Here is a 17,058-nt window from a genome sequence, read left to right on the forward strand (position 1 = left end):
AAACTTACGCGATGATAAAGCGTTGAATAAGCTCACTAGGCTAGGTATGCCTGAAACTTGTCGTATTGACTAAAAAGCATGCAAAACGGGCGGCTCTGTCTCTAAACTGAATTACGCAACAAAGCCGCTTTTTATTGGTAATTGGTCTGCATTTGCAATCGCACTGCTGGCTTCGACAGTTTCTCTTGTTTGAACTGGAGGAATTAAAATTATGAAGGGTAGAAAATGGATGTGTTAGGCCGACTAAACGCCGAAAGGGTCGACTCGCACTTGCGAAAAATTCATGGTGCTTGCTGCTATGAAAAATACGATGAAGTGTTTCATTCTAGCCAGTCTCATATTGTTATCGTTCACAATGGTCAATTGAGGGTGCAAACCGGGGGTTGTACGCTAGACGTAGTCGCTGGTCGAGGGGTTTATCTTTCTCAAGGGGATTACTTACTAGAATACACACCGATAGGCGGTCAATATACGGCTTCGGTTATCGAATTTGACAATGAACTGGTGAGTCAACTATTGCAAAAGCATAGTGACCTTTTGATGTCGTTGCCAAAGGTTGAGGATGTACAGTCTGGATTATTCCCTTTTACTCTAAACTTATTGATAGAACAGACGTTATTAGGGATTTATACTCTAGAAGAGCAATCTTTTCCTGATGCTATTATGCGCTTAAAGTATGAGGAAATGCTCATCTTGTTACTGCATGGTGACCAAGGTGAACACCTCTACGCGTTGTTATCACAACTGACAAATCGAACCTCAGAGAGACTCCGTCGCTTTATGGATCTTCATTATCTTAAAGAGTGGAAACTGACAGACTATGCTCAAGAGTTTGGTGCGAGTCTGACTACGTTTAAAGAGCTTTTTAACGAATATTATGGTATCTCCCCTAGAGCTTGGATCAGTGAACGTCGTTTATTACACGCTCACAAACTATTGCTCACAAGCAAAATGAACATTGTCGATGTTGCGATGGAAGCGGGGTTTTCAAGCCAGTCTTACTTTACACAAAGTTACCGTCGTCGCTTTGGAACGACACCAAGTAAGGTCCGTTCTGGAGATGATCAGGTAGTAATTGTTAAGCGAAATGTCTGACGACTAAAATTTTCTGACTAATTTTGAAAGGCATTAACGGGTGTAAACCCTATTATGCTCAGCGTAACGATGAACAAAACTATTATCTCTACTTCCTTCTGGATTGCTCGAAGTAGATACGGAGAAGATTAAAATGAAAAAGCAGCATTGGCGAGGCCGTTCGCTTTTTCCTAACAACATTGTGCTGCAGAGGAAGGTCACTGTATTGCAGCGAGGCGCAAGGTACGAGGGCTTACCTCAATCAACACAAGAGCTTAACGTTGTTAATGTAAACTACAGACAGCTACTCAGTGAAGGTGTTCTGAGCTACGACCAATTGTCTTTACTGCAGCGCTTGCTTGATCGTAATGTTGTGGATTGTTTATGTGCAAGTCAGCTAATTAAAACATATCAAAAGCTTGGAACGTGTTTAGACAGCTATGCTATGCGCCTTTTCTTAGAAGTGGGTGGGCAACTAAGTGATGAACGGGTGTTGAACTCTTTTGAACAAAGACTGGATTTCATTAATCAGCGATTAGGTTACCGCTTCAATCTAGCGTCACCTAAGACACTAATTCTTTCGATGTATTTAACCTTAAATGAATGGTGCGATCAGCAAGCGGATCAGAGGGCGCTACAAGACTCCATCAAGCTTGAACAGTTAATCAATCAACTGAGTATTCAGAAAGAGTATTGGATGAGATTGTCCGGAGAAGCGAGTAGCACATTTTTTGCTGAACAACAGTTGGATCTCATTGAGAATCAGCATAGTGAATTGCATGACCAACTTCGCGTTCTCAATGAGCAACAAAATCAAGTTATTGAATCTCATCGAGCACTAGTTGAAGAGTGGAAGCCAACTCTAGATAAACTCAAGGACTTATCTGAGTACAGTAGAATATCAGATAAATTTATATCTGAATGGAAAATATGGTGTAGCCAGGCTCGAGTACAAGCTCCTGAGCTGAGCGATATTTGGGATGCATGTGAGCTTGTGTTCAGCGATCTAAATGCCGTCGCTAAAATTTGGCAATGGTTTCAAGATATGCAAACCGTTGGCAGAGTGGATCATTACTACGTTGATATTCAAAACAATGAGTGCGGGCAAGCTTGTAACAATCTCAGGCAGATTTAAATAGGACTAAATATGTTAGATAAAATGATGAAATCCCTAGCGGAAACGTTAAGGGAGGGGGATTTTATTGCCTCAAGTAATGGTTCCTATGATATCGAAGTTGACCAGATTCAGCTTAACATTAGCCAGCACTCATCATGGATCTTGTGGGAAACCGTGCTCCCATTTTATTTTGAATCGCACCTTGATTTTCAAAAAGAGCAGGCGCTAAAACATTGTATGCAGCTCTCCTTGAAAACGTTGCGAGATACACGTAGCACGTTGACGGTGAATGATAAAGAACAGTTGATTATGCAAGGGAAGATGATTATGGAAAGTGCAACGACAGAAGAGCTTTGCACGCAGCTTGCTCAGCACGTAAATTTAGTGGAGCAGTTCAATGATTTGCTCGAACATCAACGTGTTAATCATACTGTTAGTCACAGTGTTTGGATCCCATAATGCTTGCAGTTTTAAAGTCACAAATAAGCAGAATCGTTCTGTCAGTAGTGTACGTTTCAAGTTTGATAATAGCAGTTCCTTCACATACCTCTGAGCTTGATTGGGTCGATCAACCGTTTCGTTATTACGCGGACAATGATTCACTAAAAGAACTGCTGAATAACTTTGGCGCAAACTACCGTGTTTCAGTGTCGGTTAGCGACAAGGTAAATGACCGAGCCAGTGGTCGATTCTCACCAGAAGATCCAGCCGAGTTTCTCGATTATCTGGCACAGGTTTACAACTTGATGTGGTACTTCGACGGTGCAGTGCTGCATGTATACAAAGCGACAGAAACCCGTTCACAATTGTTGCAGCTCGAACTGTTAACAGCTCGCGAATTACGTAGCACCCTGATCTCGACAGGGATTTGGGATTCTCGTTACGGCTGGCGTGCAGCGGAAAATAAGGGGCTGGTTTACTTAGCTGGCCCACCGAGATACGTCGATTTAGTTGTGCAAACGGCAGAAGCACTGGAAAGCAGACTGGTACAGAAATCCAATTCAACAGATGAATTGTTTGTCGATATTATTCCCTTGAAGTATGCATCTGCGACAGATCGAGAGATCACTTATCGTGACCAAGGTGTCACGGTTCCTGGGATTGCTTCGGTACTAAGCCGAGTGCTTTCAGGTGTTCAAACTCAGGTTAAAGTGGCGAAAAAGAACGAAGAAGTAATAACCAATACGCCTAAGAAAATTACTAATAATGTCTCTTTACATGGCGGTGCATCGGTTGAAGCAGAACCAGGTTTAAATGCAATCATTGTGCGTGATACACAAGCTCGATTACCGCTGTATCACAAGTTGGTGGCGCAGTTAGATCAACCGCAGTCAAGGATCGAAGTCGCACTTTCTATCGTTGATATTAGTGCTAATGACTTAAGTCAGTTGGGTGTTGACTGGCGAGCTGGTCTTGCAGTGGGTAACAACAGTATTTTGGATCTCAAAACAACTGGTGACGTAGGTAATGGTGATGTCAAGCTTGGTAGTGGGCAAAATTTTAAGTCTCTGCTTGATGCGACGAACCTAAATTATTTATTGGCTCAAATTCGTTTGCTTGAATCTAGAGGTAGTGCGCAAGTGGTTTCCAGACCAACCTTGTTAACACAAGAAAATGTGGAAGCGGTCCTAAATAACAGCAGTACATTTTATGTCAAGTTGATAGGCAAAGAAACCGCAGCACTAGAGAAAGTGACTTATGGAACGTTATTGAAAATTGTACCTCGCATCGTTGGCGACCGTTTGGTTGAAAGACCTGAAATCAATTTGAGTCTGCATCTAGAAGATGGTGCGGAAATCCCCGATGGTGACATTGATGGTGTTCCTTCAATTCGTAAAACAGAAATTAGTACTTTGGCAACGGTAAAGCAGGGGCAAAGCTTGCTGATTGGTGGAGTATACCGTGATGAAATTAGCAACAAGCTTCGAAAAGTTCCTTTGTTAGGAGATATTCCATACCTCGGCGCTTTGTTTAGAAGCACGGAAAGCTCCACGAGAAGAACAGTACGTATGTTCATTATAGAACCAAGAATTGTTGTCGATGGTATCGGAGACAACTTACTTATAGGAAATGAATATGACTTAAGGCCAAAGATTGGCACGTTGAATAGTATTTCCAATAACAGTGCAGGCCTTAAATCAGCACTTGCTTTGTACAGCTGTACAAAGGAAGTACAAGCAGTACGTTATCAGCAAGATTTGTTGTCACAAGGAAAGTCATCGTTGTTAGCAGAATGTGAGCTTCCTACGGGGCAGAAAGGGTGGAGAGTACAAATTAAAGAGTGTAATGGCTCAGAGAATCATTGCGTTCGACCATTAGAGGAGCAGTAACCTCAATGCAGCAATGGAAAATTCGTATTCTTTCCGGTGTTCATTCCGGAGTGGAAGTCACTTTACCCAACGATTCATTGGTATTGGGTAGTGATGACTTTACCGCTGATTTAGTCTTAACCGACTCTGGCATTAAAGCAAGTCACCTCGTTTTAGTTTGCGATGGTGAAATGGTTTCACTACGTGAGTGTGAAGAAGTCTCAGTCAATAACGAAATTATCGCCGTTGATGCCGGTGGCGTTGATTTGTCGCGAAAAGCCTTGGTCTCTGTGGGTCGTTTAACCTTTGCTGTTGGTTATTTGGAAGATGATTTAGTTATTGAGATGGCAAATGACGTAGCAAGCAAGCAAGCGAAACCAATTAGCCATAAACCATCATCGGGTTGGAAGAAAATGCTGCTCATCGGATTGATTTGTGGCCTGATCCCAAGCGTTATCTTTACTGGTATTTGGTACGACCAAGTGCATGCGAGCGACAAAGACGTAATCACAGAAGCGGAGCCGATAGTCTTGGTACGCAATATTCTTAGTGAACTCGAGTTGAACGATGTTCGCGTTGAATGGAATGCCAACGCTCTACAGGCTGTACTTGAAGGTTACGTAGAAGACAGAACGCAAAAGGTACAACTGCTTGGTCGAATTGATGCATTAGGTATCAACTACAAGAGTGACCTGAGAACGATGGAAGAGATACGTCGTGGTGTGCGTTTTATCTTACGAAACCTCGGTTATCACCAAGTAAAAGTAGAAAATGGTGATGAGACAGGTACGCTGCTGTTAACGGGTTACATTGATGATGCAAGTCGTTGGAACCAAGTTGAGCAGATATTAGAACGAGATGTCCCAGGACTTATCGCTTGGAAAGTTGAGCTACAAAGGGCGGGGGCATACATGGTTACTCTAAAAGAGTTGTTAGGAGAAGCGGAGCTCTTAAAGAAAGTTCAGCTTGTTACTAGCGGTGATCGTATTGAAGTTCGTGGCGAGCTTGATGATGTTGAAACAACTCGATTTTATGGTGTAACGAGAGATTTTCGTGAGCAGTATGGCGAGAAACCATATCTTGTTTTGAAATCTATTCCTAAAGTAAGCAAAGGAACAAACATCGATTTTCCGTTTCGTAGCGTGAATTTTGGTCTATTTCCTTATGTCATCCTCACTGACAATGTTCGTTACATGGTAGGAGCCCGCACTCCTCAAGGGTACCGTATTTCAAGCGTTACTCCGGCAGGAATTGAACTCGTAAAACGCGGGCGAGTAATCACTATTGATCTAGAGTATGAAGGTGAAAATAACAATGACTAATCTTGAGCAGTTAATACAAGGCGATTCAGGGCAGCAAGAAAAAGAGGTGATCATTTTCAAGTTCAAGCAAGCGCAATCAGCAATAAAGCGTCAGCTCCATCTTGGCTGTTCACCCAAAGAATACCAGTTGCTACACAAACAGCACGAGGCTTATCAAGCAGCCTTAACTGTAATTGAAACTTTTCAAGACAACAAATAAAAGAAGGCGATATATATGTCATTTTATGATTCGAGTAAAAGCGTTAACCTCGACGCAGTTAAAGCAAAATTGTTACAGCAATCAAAAGCAGCGAACGAAGCGGTAAACACCGCGATCAAAAACTTAGAAACGAACGCAGACGATCCTTCAAAGCTTGCAGAGCTACAGCATACAATCAACAAATGGTCTGTGGTATATAACATAAATGCGACCACAACACGTGCAATCAAAGACGTGATGCAATCAATTCTGCAGAAGGTATAACCTATGGATAAAGGCATGTGTTTACTTCTGGCTGAGACAGCGTTGATGGCAACCGGCCAGCATCGTCATGAAGAGGCCAATACCATTGCGGAATGCCTTGAGTTGCAAGGTGATGCAGAAGAAGTCGTTGCTATGATTCGTTCAATGAGTTTGATGAATCGTGGCTTGTACGAGGACGCTCATCGTTTACTTGAACCGCTTTGCGTGACACGCCCAGACTTAATCGGTCTGGCTGCGCTAGCGGCAGGAAAAGCTGGGCTCTTAAGCAAAGCCGAATCTTGGCTAGATATGGCATTAAAAGGCAATGAAGAAAACCAAGCCTTCGCCATGAGTTTTTCTAAAGACCTCAGGAACCTTTAATGAAGGTTGAAAGCCACGGAATCAACAACATGCTCAGTCAGGTGCCGAAAGCACCCCAGAATGATACACCTGATGCGAACAAGATGAACCGTTTGATGAGTAAAAACCCACCAGATAAGAACATACCGACTACGAAAAAAAATACGGATAGTGCCACGCGGTCTAAAGGTAGAACAGCAGCTATTAAAGAGTGGTACGAAGCACTAAAACGTTCTGGAGACTTCAGCGCAGCAGCGCTCAGCAGAACGCTTAAAGACGCGTTTGTTTCGCCTAGTGAGAAAAAAAAAGCCTTATGGTATGCCTTTAGTCAGGAAAAAAGCGCAAAAGGCACTGATAAAGCATCACCAGAATTGTTGGCATCATTAAAGCATGAGTTGCTGGGCAGTTTTTCAGAGCGCTTGCTAGCGACTCCCCCTAAAGACCGCCGAGAGTTGAAAGCGTTGCTTTCTGAACATTTCCCACTTGGTGCGCAAAAAGAACAAGCGCTTTGGCACTGTTGGGGTGAATTGAAAGACATCCCTGCCCAAGCTCCAGTATTGGAGGTGGTCCGAAAAGAGCTGAGCTTTGTTATACAAAAGAATGCCATGGTCAAGAACATGTTGAGTTACAGCCACAAACTAGACCTCTCATAGGAACGGATATGATTAATACGCAGTACACAGAAGTGATGCAAACTAACCTCGAGCAAGTGCAAGACGCACAAGCTGAAGCGGGGCTTAGTGAGCGTTTCGAGCAAGCGATGCTATCGCCGGAGGGAAACCACGGTTTAGAAGGTGGCTTGTTAGAAAACATTAGCGAACTGAAAAACACCATCGACAATGCAAAAACTAACTTAACCGATAGCATGGCAATGGTTGGTGACGACCCTGCTCAGCTCTTGCAGATGCAATGGGCGTTGACTCGAATTACCTTTCAAGAGGAGCTGATTGCCAAGACGGTAGGTAAAACGACACAGAACGTAGAAACACTGTTGAAGGCCCAATAGTCATGATGAAGACAATACGCGCCGTGTGCATGTTACTCGTGTTATTTCTAGCCGGCTGTCAGACGGAGCTATACACTGGAGTAAGCCAGAAAGAAGGTAATGAAATGCTGTCTATTCTGCTTTCTGAGGGGGTCGTGGCAACCAAAGAACCGGATAAAGACAACACCATAAAATTGATGGTAGATAACGCTCAAGTCGCATTTTCGGTTGATGCTCTGAAACGTAAAGGCTACCCGAAAGAGCAGTTCTCAACACTGAAAGAAGTGTTTCCGAAAGATGATCTGATTTCGTCTCCGATTGCAGAAAGAGCGAGGCTTATCTACGCGAAATCGCAAGAACTATCATCAACGCTGTCACAAATTGATGGAGTGTTAGTGGCACGTGTTCACATTGTACTTGAAGATAAAAACCTTCGTCCAGGTGAACGTCCCACTCCTGCTTCTGCATCAGTGTTTATTAAACACGCAGCGGATGTGGCACTCGACTCTTATGTACCTCAAATTAAGCTGTTAGTGAACAATAGTATTGAAGGGCTTAACTACGAACGTATTAGCGTTGTCATAGTACCATCTTCGGAAGTTCGTGTGACGGCTCAAAGCAAGCAATTTGAAAGCATTTTGTCTATTCAAGTGACCAAGGACACGGCAAGCAACTTGATTGCTATCCTCGTTTTCTTGTTACTACTTATCATCGGTTCTAACGCAGCGACGTTTGCATGGTGTCGTAGGAATGCGCAACGTGGTTAATTCTGATACGCCAGTTTCTCAGATTTATCATCAGTTTAATTATTGTCCTTGCAGTTATATTGATGAGAGTTGGATAAGCAAGAAACAGCCTTGGTTATTACGACTCCAAGACTGGAGACATCAGGCTGCGATCAATCAATGGTGTATTGAAGAATGGCAGCTATCAACGATTACTGATCATGTTTTTAATCATCCATTTAACAGTTTGGTGTTACTTCCAGTTGAAACGACTAACAAATTACTGTTGCTGATTGGTGGGGCAATGTATTGTGAATCGATGCGCCAAGTTGTCTTGAAACAACCAAAGCAGTGCCTCAATCATATTTTTGGTGTCGATGAAACGCGTTTTTTAATTCAACACGGGCCAATGATGATCTCAAATTGGCCAAACGGTTGGCAAAAAATATTGCCGGCGAGTTTAGATGAAGCCAGCTTTGAAAAGGCAGCCCGCGAACTTGGGTATCTATGGGTCACATTTTTACTGGAGAAATCACCATCAGAGCTAGTACAAAGGTGGCAGTTCAAGCTCGATTGTTCATTAACCCAAACAAAACTCAGTGCTGATTGGTTCGATGAAACGCATCGAGATCTTGCTTATCGACTTATAAAGAAAATCGCAAAACAGGTAATCCCTCAATGGTTTCATTTGTTGAAATAAAAACTGACAATTTGCAGTTGGCTCCAGGTCTAAAGATTCTCAAAGCAAAGGATTATGTGAGTTATTTAGATTCGCAACACTTGGTTGAAGCTGCACACTCTAAAGCCGAGAGCATTATTACAAAAGCTGACGATGCTTATGAGTTAGAAAGACAGCGTGGTTACCAGGATGGTATCGATCAAGCGAAGATAGAGAACGCAGAAACTATGATGTCAACGCTTGCACGATGTAATGAGTACTACTTGCAAGTCGAACAGAAAATCACTGGTGTAGTGCTTGATGCCGTAAGCAAAATTATCAGTAGTTTCGACGATGTGGAAACAACGGCAATAGTGGTGAGGGAAGCGCTTCAGCTGGTCAGTAATCAGAAACAAGTGATTCTGCACGTGCACCCCGAGCAAGTGACAGAGGTGCGAGATAAGGTTTCCTTAATACTCAGTGACTTCCCGGAGGTCGGCTATGTTGACGTTATTGCAGATGCGAGACTCAAAAATGGTGGGTGCATACTGGAAACTGAAGTCGGTATTATCGATGCCAGTATCGACGGGCAACTGCAAGCTCTTAAGCAGGTGATCACTAAGCAATTCAGTGAGCGCCAACAGATACAGTCTTGACGTGCTTATCTTTAACTCTCGAAAGCTCAGAAAAACGCTGGGCTTTTTGAGCTTTACTTTCTATTCACTGTACCTTTCTACCATTTCTCTAGTTTTATCTTAGCTTCCCATCCGATCTTTATAAACGGCTTAAAATGAAAAAAAGCCGACCATATCTGGCATATTCAGTGACTGTTATTGAGCACAATACTTACATCAACGGGAAATCTGATTATCTTAAAGGCTCTATTAACTATCGCCTCATAAGAGAGTAACGTTCGTTCAGAATACTGAATTTGTTTTTCTAAAAACGGTTAATCTAACAAAATTAACCAGCAACAATGGAAAGTAAAATAATGTGATAGGTGTATTTAAATTCGAAATTTTATATCTGTTATTTTAAATAGATACATCAATATTAAATATCAGGATGGTAGGTGAGTATGGATAAGGTAAATACCTTACTAATTGAGCTTGGTAACACACTCGATATTGAACGGGTGACTGCATATGATTATCAAATGTGGACAGTATATATGTCTGCAGGCAAAGAGATTGAAGTTCAAGGCTTGGATGAGAGAGAAGAACTGTTACTTTCAATCAAGGTTTGCCAAGATGAAGAATCATTTGAAATTAAAAAACTGAAAGCACTTTTGGAATATAACTTCTTATACCGGGAGTCAGGTGGGGTACAGTTCTGTATAGACCCTAAAAACAATGAAGTACACATGCAGGTAAGTATACAAGTTACCTCAGAAGTGAGTCGTGTTTCTATCCTGATAACTCAGCTTATGGAGCTTTGTGAACTGTGGAAGCAATATCTAACGGCTCAGTTTCAATCGATTGAGCAACATAAAAAGCTGCATTCTTTCATCTCTGTTTAAAAGGTTAGGGTTATGGTAAATATCAATATATCACATATGCATTCGCTGAGCGAACTCACTGCACAGTTATCTACACAAAACCAATCGGACGACAAAGAAGTTCGGGCTCACGGAGGCAAGGACATCTTTGTTAAAGAAGGTGCGCCGAAAAACACAAGCGTAAGCTCTCGTATCAATCACCAAAACAAAGCGAAATCGATCGTCGTTGATCTATTGGTTAAGCAAGGTCTGCCAAAAGGTGTCGCCAAAGCTATGATGCAAAACGTACTGAATGGTGAAAATAAGTTGACTCTTGGAAACCTTAAAGACCTAGAGCGATTATCGACAGAGCCTAGAGAGAATTGGCCAAGTGTTTCAAGCACTTCAAAACCATCCAGCGCAGGTAAAACCGCTCCAGCAGATGCCTTGATTAGAAAGCACCAAGCTACACTGCAAAAGTTGGGTGATTTCGCTTGTACTGACCTTAATACCTTCGGTGATAAGAGATCTGAGTTCTATCAAGCGAAAGCGAAGCCAAGACTAGAAGGCTTCTACGCAAATCCAGCAAGAGTTCAACAAGATAAAAAAGCGACCATGTCAGCAAACATGGTTCAAGTGGCGGCGCAAAGAGGCAATAGCCCTCAGATGGGGACACTTCAAAACATTGCGAAATCCGTTCAGGACGCAAAAGCCGGTTGCTGTACTACGTTTGCCTTTGCTGCGGCCTCTGAAATGATTCAAGGGATGCAGGGTGATGCGAATCAAAACACTAAGGTCGAAGTAGTGGCATTCAAGAAAGGACACTCAGGCACGCACTTGTATGTTTTGGTTGGTAGACAGGACGGTAGTGATATCAAAGACCCAAGCTCATGGAATAAAGATGTGAAAATTGTAGACCCTTGGGCAGCTTCAGCATTTGGTGCGAGAATGTTTGGTGATATTGCTCATCCACCGGTTTCCAACATGTTCCCACCGTCTGAAGTGATTTTTTCTAGCCACAAACTAGACTAAAGATTCCATAATTGGCTGCTAATATCTACTACCTAAAAGGAGCAGGATTACTTCGCTCCTTTTATTATCAAACTCTATTTGTTCATTATATCTAAAGTTTTGTGGTGTGAATTACGGAAGCTTAAGGGAATTAACAAAATAAAAGCCATTTACGATATCGTAATTATGGGCACTGTTTTATACTATTAATAGGTGAAATAAACGATGAACACATTACAAGTTCTAATAAAAGAGTTTTGTGAGATAAATGAACTACCTCCACTTTATTTTGCTGAAGAAAATCGTTGCCAATTATTAGTTGATGAACGTTACATTATTTACTTTAGTGAGACAGATCAAAACGATTTTATTTTATCAGTAGTTTTTGGCGGTCTCGAAAAAAGCGGTGAACTGAGACTGAAAGGCCTTGAACTCATTGCGCATGCTAACTATTTCGGTATCGCGGATGGGAGCTTGACCCTTTCACTCGCACCAAATGGTAGGCAGTTGGTTCTTGCGGGCAGAAAGCCGATTGAGTACTTAAACGCAGCGAGCCTATCAACTTGGTTTTACATTCTAAATGAGCAAACCTTACACTGGCAGGCTCGATTTGCAATGTTAGACCAAGACCCTACCCAGTTTATCAATCCAGAACAATCTCACATTGAGACGCTTAGAGTTTAAGGAGTTCACCCATGGTAATTTCAACTAGCCAAAGCCCGATTCCGAGCTTGGCTCAATTTCGTTCTGTCGCGGCACAAAAAGATGACCGGGTGATCAGTAAGCACGGTAGAGCCAAAGAGCCGTCGACCTTTCATAAAGGGCAAAAGTTCACGGCAGTGAGTGACACCATATTGCGATCTACATATCAAAAGTACCACCAAGAAAATATTAAGACCCACCTTGATTTAAAACAGGCGCTTCTAAAAGAAGAAAAACCAGAAACGGCATTATTGGCATTCTCTCTTGTGAGCACAGCAGGGTATCGTGGCGAGCCTTTAACTGCGCGTAAGGTCCTTGAAGTCGTAAGCCTATTAGATGAAGTGAAGATTGACGGTAATGCTTATAAAAACCTAAAAAACATGTTCGATTCAATCAGCAAAGATCCACGCTTACAAGTCAGCATCGAAAATCAATATCCAGGGAAAATGGACGGCTTAGGTGCTGAACTGCTTGAGATGGCGAAAGAAAAAATTAAAGGGGCTGGTGTCAATGCGGTAATTAACTTGGCGTTACCTGGTGTTGGTTTGTTAGTCGCCACGGGGCGTGAATTGCATAAGGCGGCAGTCAATGGTGATGCTGAGGCGCACTATCACCAACTGGCACAGATTGCGCAATTGCCCGGTCATGACCAAAGATTGGCATTGCCGATACAACAAGCATTAGCGCACGAGCACGCTACTCAATCTGCTGAAGGTGCGGTTGGAGCGACCTTAGGTATGGTGACGGGAAGCCTTGGTGCATTTGGTGTTACCTCTGTGGGCACGACTGGTGTGCTTGTTGTTGCAAAAGAAGCGCTAGGCAGTGTAGTAGCATCTGGCTTAATCAGTGGTCCTGGGTTTGTAGCCGGTCAAGCGAGTTCATACTGTCTGAACAACAAAGTTCATGAGCAACTTCACCAAGAACCTATGTCTGATGTGTTACCTCGAATTGAAGTGTCTAACAGCAAAGGGAAGTTCTCCTTTAGTATGCAAGATGCTGCATCAGGACGTGCTTTGATTGCGTACCTAGGCCCAAAAGAAGACAAATCTATGACATCACCTCAAGCACCGAAAGAAGCTCAGGATATGGAATCGGCGCGTTTAACGCTTAAGAAAATGTTGGGCTCTGATGCAAGTGAGAACTTGGTGCCAGATGTTAGATCAATGAATGAATTGAGTATCGAAGATACACCGAGCCAAACTGAGTCGGAGGCCAACAGTGCACTTAAAAAGTTGCTCAAAGAAGATTGGAACTGGCTAATGCCAGCGGTAAGATCTATCGACCAAGGTAAGGCTCAGGATATCAATAAAACGTTGACTTACAAGCTCCCTCTAGATACACCGAACGGACGAGTATACTTAGATAAAAGCCCGAACCTCGATCAAGGACAACTCTCGGCGCTAGAAAAGCTTGGTTCACCAAGTCAGTTAAGGTTGATGTACTTAGCAGAAGGCTGGATTTAATCGTAAATATCATACCTAGTTATTGACAATGAAAATTTTCAGTTACACGATCCAAAAGGACGAATTGCCTTGGTTTGTATACCTTGTTTAACAGTTTTTGATTTAGAAGTATTGGCTCTACAAATTGTTGTCTCGTCTTCAAAGCCCGATATTCTCGCCAAGCCAAGTATCTCGGGCACTGACGGATACCCCTCATAATTTCCCCAGCCCTGCATTGTGTATCAACCTTTGATATTCGAACATCCCCCACTGGTATTGAGATTCGCTAATTTGATATCGCCGATGATGAAAGACTGCGAGGTTTTAGAATTAAATGTTCAACCAGATCATGTTCATCTTGTTGTCATTGTTCCTCCCAAGTTGTCGATCTCGAGTTTGTTAGGAGTTTTAAAGGGCCGAACAGCAATTAGACTTTTCAATAAATTTCCACATATACGTAAGAAACTATGGGGAAATCACTTTTGGGCTAGAGGGTATTTTGTAGATACGGTCGGTGTGAATGAAGAAGTCATTCGACGATATGTCCGACACCAAGAGAAACAGGACATAGAGTATGAACAACAACTGCAGTTATTGAAGAACTGATAGTGTGGGCGCCCCCTTCTAGGGGGTTATAAAGCAAAACCGCCTTCTAAGAAGGCGATATTTTTTTTCGGCTAATACAGGTAGTGAGGGCTGCTCATGAGATATTAGCGAGTCTAAAGGCGTTGTTGCCTAAATCAGTTGAACCTTTTTCGAGTCTTGCGATCTGATCCTTTATGATGGTTAGAGCGGTGGTGACATGGGTAAGGCAAAAAAGAAGATAACTAACTGGGCGGAGTACAATAAGGCTTTGTGCAAACGGGGCTCGGTTACATTCTGGATAGATGATTCAGCCGTAGATGCATGGCGATGCAAAACCCATCATGGTAAGCGTGTTAGAGGCTTCCAGTACACTGATACAGTTATTGAAACAAGAGGATATTCTCTCTACCATTGTGTGCTCTTCAAGGTTTTATCGACTCTATCTTTGAGCTACTGGATGTTCCACTGACGTCCCCTGACTACACGTGTATCAGCAAACGCTCGAAGACAGTTCAGGTCAAATATTGTAGCAAATCCAGAGGAGCTATTCGCCATATCGCTATTGACTCGACTGGTTTCAAAGTCATTGGCGAAGGTGAGTGGAAGGTAAAAAGCACGGCGCCGAAAAACACAGAACTTGGCGCAAACTGCACTTAGCCGTTGATGTAGAAACTCATGAGGCCATTAGTGCAGAAGTCAGTCTTGTAAGTGTTGGCGATAGCGAAGTGCTGCCAACATTACTCAATCCTTTTCGTAGAAAGATAGATACCGTATCTGCCGATGGAGCGTATGATACAAAAAGTTGCTTTGAGACCCTGAAAAATAAGGGCAGTACTCCGTTGATACCGCCTCGAAAGAATGCAGCGCTTTGGGAAGATAGGCACCCCAGAAATGAAGCAGTAAAGGCTCTGAAAAACGGAACAATAGCGGAGTGGAAATCTGAGTCGGGTTATCACTATCGCTCAATATCTGAGACCGCAATGTCTCGATATAAAGGATTAACCAGCGGTAAATTGAGCTTGAGATGTTATAACGCTCAAGTGGGAGAAATCATGGCGAATGTCAAAGTTATAAACAAAGTCATAGGACTAGGTATGCCTGTTCGAAACTAACGGCGAGTAACATATGGCATCGTTAGTCTTTAAGCCGATTTGATCAACAACGCCGAGTCTAAATATTAAATCGATAAAGCCTTGCAGCGCTCTCAGTGGCATAAAGAATATTCGTTTAACCATGAGTGCTGTTGCAATCACTGAAAAGGCGGGGGTCTTCCACGCTGGTTTGGCTTGCGTCTATCCGCTTATCACTTCTTCATCAATCCAAAAGGACTGAGAACCACGATGAATGAGTGATTGTATTGCTTCCAGTTGGTTGTTTTTTAACGGGGCTTAGGTATGAGGGGCAATGAATGTAGCTGATCTGATCGTAGGTTGTAGATTTAGTGCCATTGAATTACTTAGCAAAATTAATTCTATCCTAAATAACATGTATAAACGTCTGATCATTGTGGCTTTGTTTCCTAAATCAGGGAACTAATGCTTAAAGCGACGATCAGATCATCTAAGTTCACTCACATACTTAGATCAATGCCAAAGCCTCGCTACAGAACAACTAACTGGAAACAATATAACCAAGCCCTAATCAATCGTGGTTCACTGACATTCTGGATTGATGAAGAATCGATTCAACAGTGGAAGCAACTCAAGCAAGGTAAACGAGGTCGACCTCGATTGTTTAGTGACTTAGCCATTACGACCGCCCTCATGGTTAAACGAGTATTTTCGATGCCGTTGAGAGCGTTACAAGGATTCATCGATTCTGTTTTCAAACTCGCTCAACTCCCGTTGTCATGTCCTCATTATTCATGCATCAGTAAACGAGCCAAAACGGTTAATGTGTCATTCAAGACAAAGACCCGAGGCGCAATACAGCATTTAGCCATTGATGCAACAGGGCTGAAGGTCTACGGTGAAGGTGAATGGAAAGTAAAAAAACATGGTACTGACGGGAAGCGTCGAGTTTGGCGTAAGCTCCATTTAGCAGTAGACACTGGCACTCATGAAATCATTGCGGCTGAGTTAAGTTTATCGAATGTCACCGACGGTGAAGCTCTTCCTAATTTACTGAATCAAACTCGTCGTAGAATCAATGAGATATCTGGTGATGGAGCTTACGACACAAGACAATGCTACGAAGCCATACGTATTAAACAAGCTGTTCCACTTATTCCACCGAGAGAAGGTGCTGCTTTTTGGGTGCGAGGTCACCCTCGTAATCTGGCGGTAGCTTGCCAGAAATTATACGGCTCAAATAAACATTGGAAAAAGAAGTACGGTTACCATAAACGGTCACTTTCAGAAACGGCCATGTTCCGTGTAAAGACACTGTTTGGTGGGCGATTAAGTTTAAGAAACTATAATGCTCAGGTTGGTGAAACCTACGCCATGATTAAAGCGTTGAATAAGCTCACAGGGTTAGGTATGCCTAAAACGATAGAAATAGCCTAATAATCACCCATATTGGCAGTTTCTATCTGAGATCCAATTAGGAAACAAAGCCGATCATTGTATGTAACTGCTCAGTGAGAGTTATATTATAGTTAGTATGTATTGAATAGTGTGGAAAGGTTTTTATCGATACCTAGTAATACTAGAATGTAACGATACTAATCTGAATAACAGACTAATAAATTTTATGGGAATTAGTCTCTTTAAACAAAGAGGGTTTTGTTGCGTAATTCAGTTTAGAGACAGAGCCGCCCGTTTTGCATGCTTTTTAGTCAATACGACAAGTTTCAGGTATACCTAGCCTAGTGAGCTTATTCAACGCTTTTATCATCGCGTAAGTTT

18 protein-coding genes and 3 pseudogenes are annotated in these 17,058 nt (G+C 42.5%); 20 read left to right on the forward strand and 1 reads right to left on the reverse strand.

Going from position 1 to position 17,058, the window contains the following annotated elements; all coding sequences use genetic code 11:
- Positions 1-225 precede the first annotated feature (225 nt).
- From FCV43_RS18290 to FCV43_RS18380, 19 genes and pseudogenes are all read left to right on the forward strand, one after another.
- On the forward strand, positions 226-1,095 hold the full coding sequence (locus tag FCV43_RS18290) for a helix-turn-helix transcriptional regulator (protein WP_136995965.1): 870 nt from the start codon (positions 226-228) through the stop codon (positions 1,093-1,095).
- Between the two features lie 133 nt (positions 1,096-1,228).
- Positions 1,229-2,209, forward strand: coding sequence for a T3SS regulon anti-activator ExsD domain-containing protein (locus tag FCV43_RS18295; RefSeq protein WP_136995966.1), 981 nt, complete (start codon positions 1,229-1,231; stop codon positions 2,207-2,209).
- A gap of 12 nt (positions 2,210-2,221) precedes the next feature.
- On the forward strand, positions 2,222-2,650 hold the full coding sequence (locus FCV43_RS18300) for a YscB family type III secretion system chaperone (RefSeq protein WP_136995967.1): 429 nt from the start codon (positions 2,222-2,224) through the stop codon (positions 2,648-2,650).
- The gene (sctC, locus tag FCV43_RS18305) at positions 2,650-4,521 is read left to right on the forward strand and encodes a type III secretion system outer membrane ring subunit SctC (protein ID WP_136995968.1); all 1,872 of its coding nucleotides are present in this window, start codon (positions 2,650-2,652) and stop codon (positions 4,519-4,521) included. The genes FCV43_RS18300 and sctC overlap by 1 nt, the downstream gene beginning before the upstream one ends.
- Before the next feature lie 5 nt (positions 4,522-4,526).
- Positions 4,527-5,822, forward strand: a complete 1,296-nt coding sequence (sctD, locus tag FCV43_RS18310) for a type III secretion system inner membrane ring subunit SctD (protein ID WP_136995969.1) — start codon at positions 4,527-4,529, stop codon at positions 5,820-5,822.
- Positions 5,815-6,021 (forward strand): EscE/YscE/SsaE family type III secretion system needle protein co-chaperone, encoded by a 207-nt coding sequence (locus FCV43_RS18315; RefSeq protein ID WP_136995970.1) that lies wholly within the window; start codon positions 5,815-5,817, stop codon positions 6,019-6,021. Before sctD ends, FCV43_RS18315 begins: the two co-directional genes overlap by 8 nt.
- A gap of 15 nt (positions 6,022-6,036) precedes the next feature.
- A complete protein-coding gene (gene sctF, locus FCV43_RS18320) occupies positions 6,037-6,285 on the forward strand; it encodes a type III secretion system needle filament subunit SctF (protein ID WP_136995971.1) in 249 nt (82 codons plus the stop codon).
- Between the two features lie 3 nt (positions 6,286-6,288).
- Positions 6,289-6,645 carry a YscG family type III secretion system chaperone gene (locus FCV43_RS18325; RefSeq protein ID WP_136995972.1) on the forward strand — a complete coding sequence of 119 codons (357 nt, stop codon included), beginning with the start codon at positions 6,289-6,291 and terminating at the stop codon, positions 6,643-6,645.
- Complete coding sequence (locus FCV43_RS18330; protein WP_136995973.1) at positions 6,645-7,277, forward strand: YopR family T3SS polymerization control protein; 633 nt, start codon at positions 6,645-6,647, stop codon at positions 7,275-7,277. Before FCV43_RS18325 ends, FCV43_RS18330 begins: the two co-directional genes overlap by 1 nt.
- Before the next feature lie 8 nt (positions 7,278-7,285).
- Positions 7,286-7,630, forward strand: coding sequence for a type III secretion system inner rod subunit SctI (gene sctI / locus FCV43_RS18335; protein WP_136995974.1), 345 nt, complete (start codon positions 7,286-7,288; stop codon positions 7,628-7,630).
- 2 nt (positions 7,631-7,632) lie between these two features.
- The gene (gene sctJ / locus FCV43_RS18340) at positions 7,633-8,376 is read left to right on the forward strand and encodes a type III secretion system inner membrane ring lipoprotein SctJ (protein ID WP_136995975.1); all 744 of its coding nucleotides are present in this window, start codon (positions 7,633-7,635) and stop codon (positions 8,374-8,376) included.
- The gene (gene vscK / locus FCV43_RS18345; protein ID WP_136995976.1) at positions 8,360-9,034 is read left to right on the forward strand and encodes a SctK family type III secretion system sorting platform protein VscK; all 675 of its coding nucleotides are present in this window, start codon (positions 8,360-8,362) and stop codon (positions 9,032-9,034) included. The genes sctJ and vscK overlap by 17 nt, the downstream gene beginning before the upstream one ends.
- The gene (locus FCV43_RS18350; RefSeq protein WP_136995977.1) at positions 9,013-9,648 is read left to right on the forward strand and encodes an HrpE/YscL family type III secretion apparatus protein; all 636 of its coding nucleotides are present in this window, start codon (positions 9,013-9,015) and stop codon (positions 9,646-9,648) included. The genes vscK and FCV43_RS18350 overlap by 22 nt, the downstream gene beginning before the upstream one ends.
- A gap of 422 nt (positions 9,649-10,070) precedes the next feature.
- Positions 10,071-10,511, forward strand: coding sequence for a type III secretion system chaperone (locus FCV43_RS18355; RefSeq protein ID WP_136995978.1), 441 nt, complete (start codon positions 10,071-10,073; stop codon positions 10,509-10,511).
- Between the two features lie 12 nt (positions 10,512-10,523).
- The gene (locus tag FCV43_RS18360) at positions 10,524-11,501 is read left to right on the forward strand and encodes a hypothetical protein (RefSeq protein ID WP_136995979.1); all 978 of its coding nucleotides are present in this window, start codon (positions 10,524-10,526) and stop codon (positions 11,499-11,501) included.
- A gap of 204 nt (positions 11,502-11,705) precedes the next feature.
- The gene (locus FCV43_RS18365) at positions 11,706-12,164 is read left to right on the forward strand and encodes a CesT family type III secretion system chaperone (RefSeq protein WP_136995980.1); all 459 of its coding nucleotides are present in this window, start codon (positions 11,706-11,708) and stop codon (positions 12,162-12,164) included.
- A gap of 11 nt (positions 12,165-12,175) precedes the next feature.
- Positions 12,176-13,645, forward strand: coding sequence for a CesT family type III secretion system chaperone (locus FCV43_RS18370; protein WP_136995981.1), 1,470 nt, complete (start codon positions 12,176-12,178; stop codon positions 13,643-13,645).
- A 285-nt stretch (positions 13,646-13,930) separates the two neighbouring features.
- A pseudogene (gene tnpA / locus FCV43_RS18375) lies at positions 13,931-14,230 on the forward strand (IS200/IS605 family transposase); the annotation flags it as partial.
- A gap of 196 nt (positions 14,231-14,426) precedes the next feature.
- Positions 14,427-15,321 (forward strand): annotated as a pseudogene (locus FCV43_RS18380) (IS5 family transposase).
- 45 nt (positions 15,322-15,366) lie between these two features.
- On the opposite strand, the pseudogene FCV43_RS18385 reads toward FCV43_RS18380, so the two are convergent.
- Positions 15,367-15,605: pseudogene (locus FCV43_RS18385) on the reverse strand (transposase); the annotation flags it as partial.
- 190 nt (positions 15,606-15,795) lie between these two features.
- Here FCV43_RS18385 and FCV43_RS18390 point away from each other — a divergent pair.
- Positions 15,796-16,716 carry an IS5 family transposase gene (locus tag FCV43_RS18390; RefSeq protein WP_136995982.1) on the forward strand — a complete coding sequence of 307 codons (921 nt, stop codon included), beginning with the start codon at positions 15,796-15,798 and terminating at the stop codon, positions 16,714-16,716.
- The last annotated feature ends 342 nt before the right edge of the window (positions 16,717-17,058 follow it).

It is taken from the genome of Vibrio genomosp. F6, from assembly GCF_005146325.1.
In the GTDB taxonomy this organism is placed as follows: domain Bacteria; phylum Pseudomonadota; class Gammaproteobacteria; order Enterobacterales; family Vibrionaceae; genus Vibrio; species Vibrio cortegadensis.

Excerpts from the sequence above, each read along its gene's own strand:
- FCV43_RS18390 (WP_136995982.1), top strand. The coding sequence starts at position 15,796 with ATGCCAAAGCCTCGCTACAGAACAACTAACTGGAAACAATATAACCAA.
- FCV43_RS18300 (WP_136995967.1), top strand. The coding sequence starts at position 2,222 with ATGTTAGATAAAATGATGAAATCCCTAGCGGAAACGTTAAGGGAGGGG.
- sctJ (WP_136995975.1), top strand. The coding sequence starts at position 7,633 with ATGATGAAGACAATACGCGCCGTGTGCATGTTACTCGTGTTATTTCTA.
- FCV43_RS18370 (WP_136995981.1), top strand. The coding sequence starts at position 12,176 with ATGGTAATTTCAACTAGCCAAAGCCCGATTCCGAGCTTGGCTCAATTT.
- sctF (WP_136995971.1), top strand. The coding sequence starts at position 6,037 with ATGTCATTTTATGATTCGAGTAAAAGCGTTAACCTCGACGCAGTTAAA.
- FCV43_RS18315 (WP_136995970.1), top strand. The coding sequence starts at position 5,815 with ATGACTAATCTTGAGCAGTTAATACAAGGCGATTCAGGGCAGCAAGAA.
- sctC (WP_136995968.1), top strand. The coding sequence starts at position 2,650 with ATGCTTGCAGTTTTAAAGTCACAAATAAGCAGAATCGTTCTGTCAGTA.
- sctD (WP_136995969.1), top strand. The coding sequence starts at position 4,527 with ATGCAGCAATGGAAAATTCGTATTCTTTCCGGTGTTCATTCCGGAGTG.
- sctI (WP_136995974.1), top strand. The coding sequence starts at position 7,286 with ATGATTAATACGCAGTACACAGAAGTGATGCAAACTAACCTCGAGCAA.
- FCV43_RS18355 (WP_136995978.1), top strand. The coding sequence starts at position 10,071 with ATGGATAAGGTAAATACCTTACTAATTGAGCTTGGTAACACACTCGAT.
- FCV43_RS18330 (WP_136995973.1), top strand. The coding sequence starts at position 6,645 with ATGAAGGTTGAAAGCCACGGAATCAACAACATGCTCAGTCAGGTGCCG.
- FCV43_RS18360 (WP_136995979.1), top strand. The coding sequence starts at position 10,524 with ATGGTAAATATCAATATATCACATATGCATTCGCTGAGCGAACTCACT.
- FCV43_RS18290 (WP_136995965.1), top strand. The coding sequence starts at position 226 with ATGGATGTGTTAGGCCGACTAAACGCCGAAAGGGTCGACTCGCACTTG.
- vscK (WP_136995976.1), top strand. The coding sequence starts at position 8,360 with ATGCGCAACGTGGTTAATTCTGATACGCCAGTTTCTCAGATTTATCAT.
- FCV43_RS18295 (WP_136995966.1), top strand. The coding sequence starts at position 1,229 with ATGAAAAAGCAGCATTGGCGAGGCCGTTCGCTTTTTCCTAACAACATT.
- FCV43_RS18325 (WP_136995972.1), top strand. The coding sequence starts at position 6,289 with ATGGATAAAGGCATGTGTTTACTTCTGGCTGAGACAGCGTTGATGGCA.
- FCV43_RS18365 (WP_136995980.1), top strand. The coding sequence starts at position 11,706 with ATGAACACATTACAAGTTCTAATAAAAGAGTTTTGTGAGATAAATGAA.
- FCV43_RS18350 (WP_136995977.1), top strand. The coding sequence starts at position 9,013 with ATGGTTTCATTTGTTGAAATAAAAACTGACAATTTGCAGTTGGCTCCA.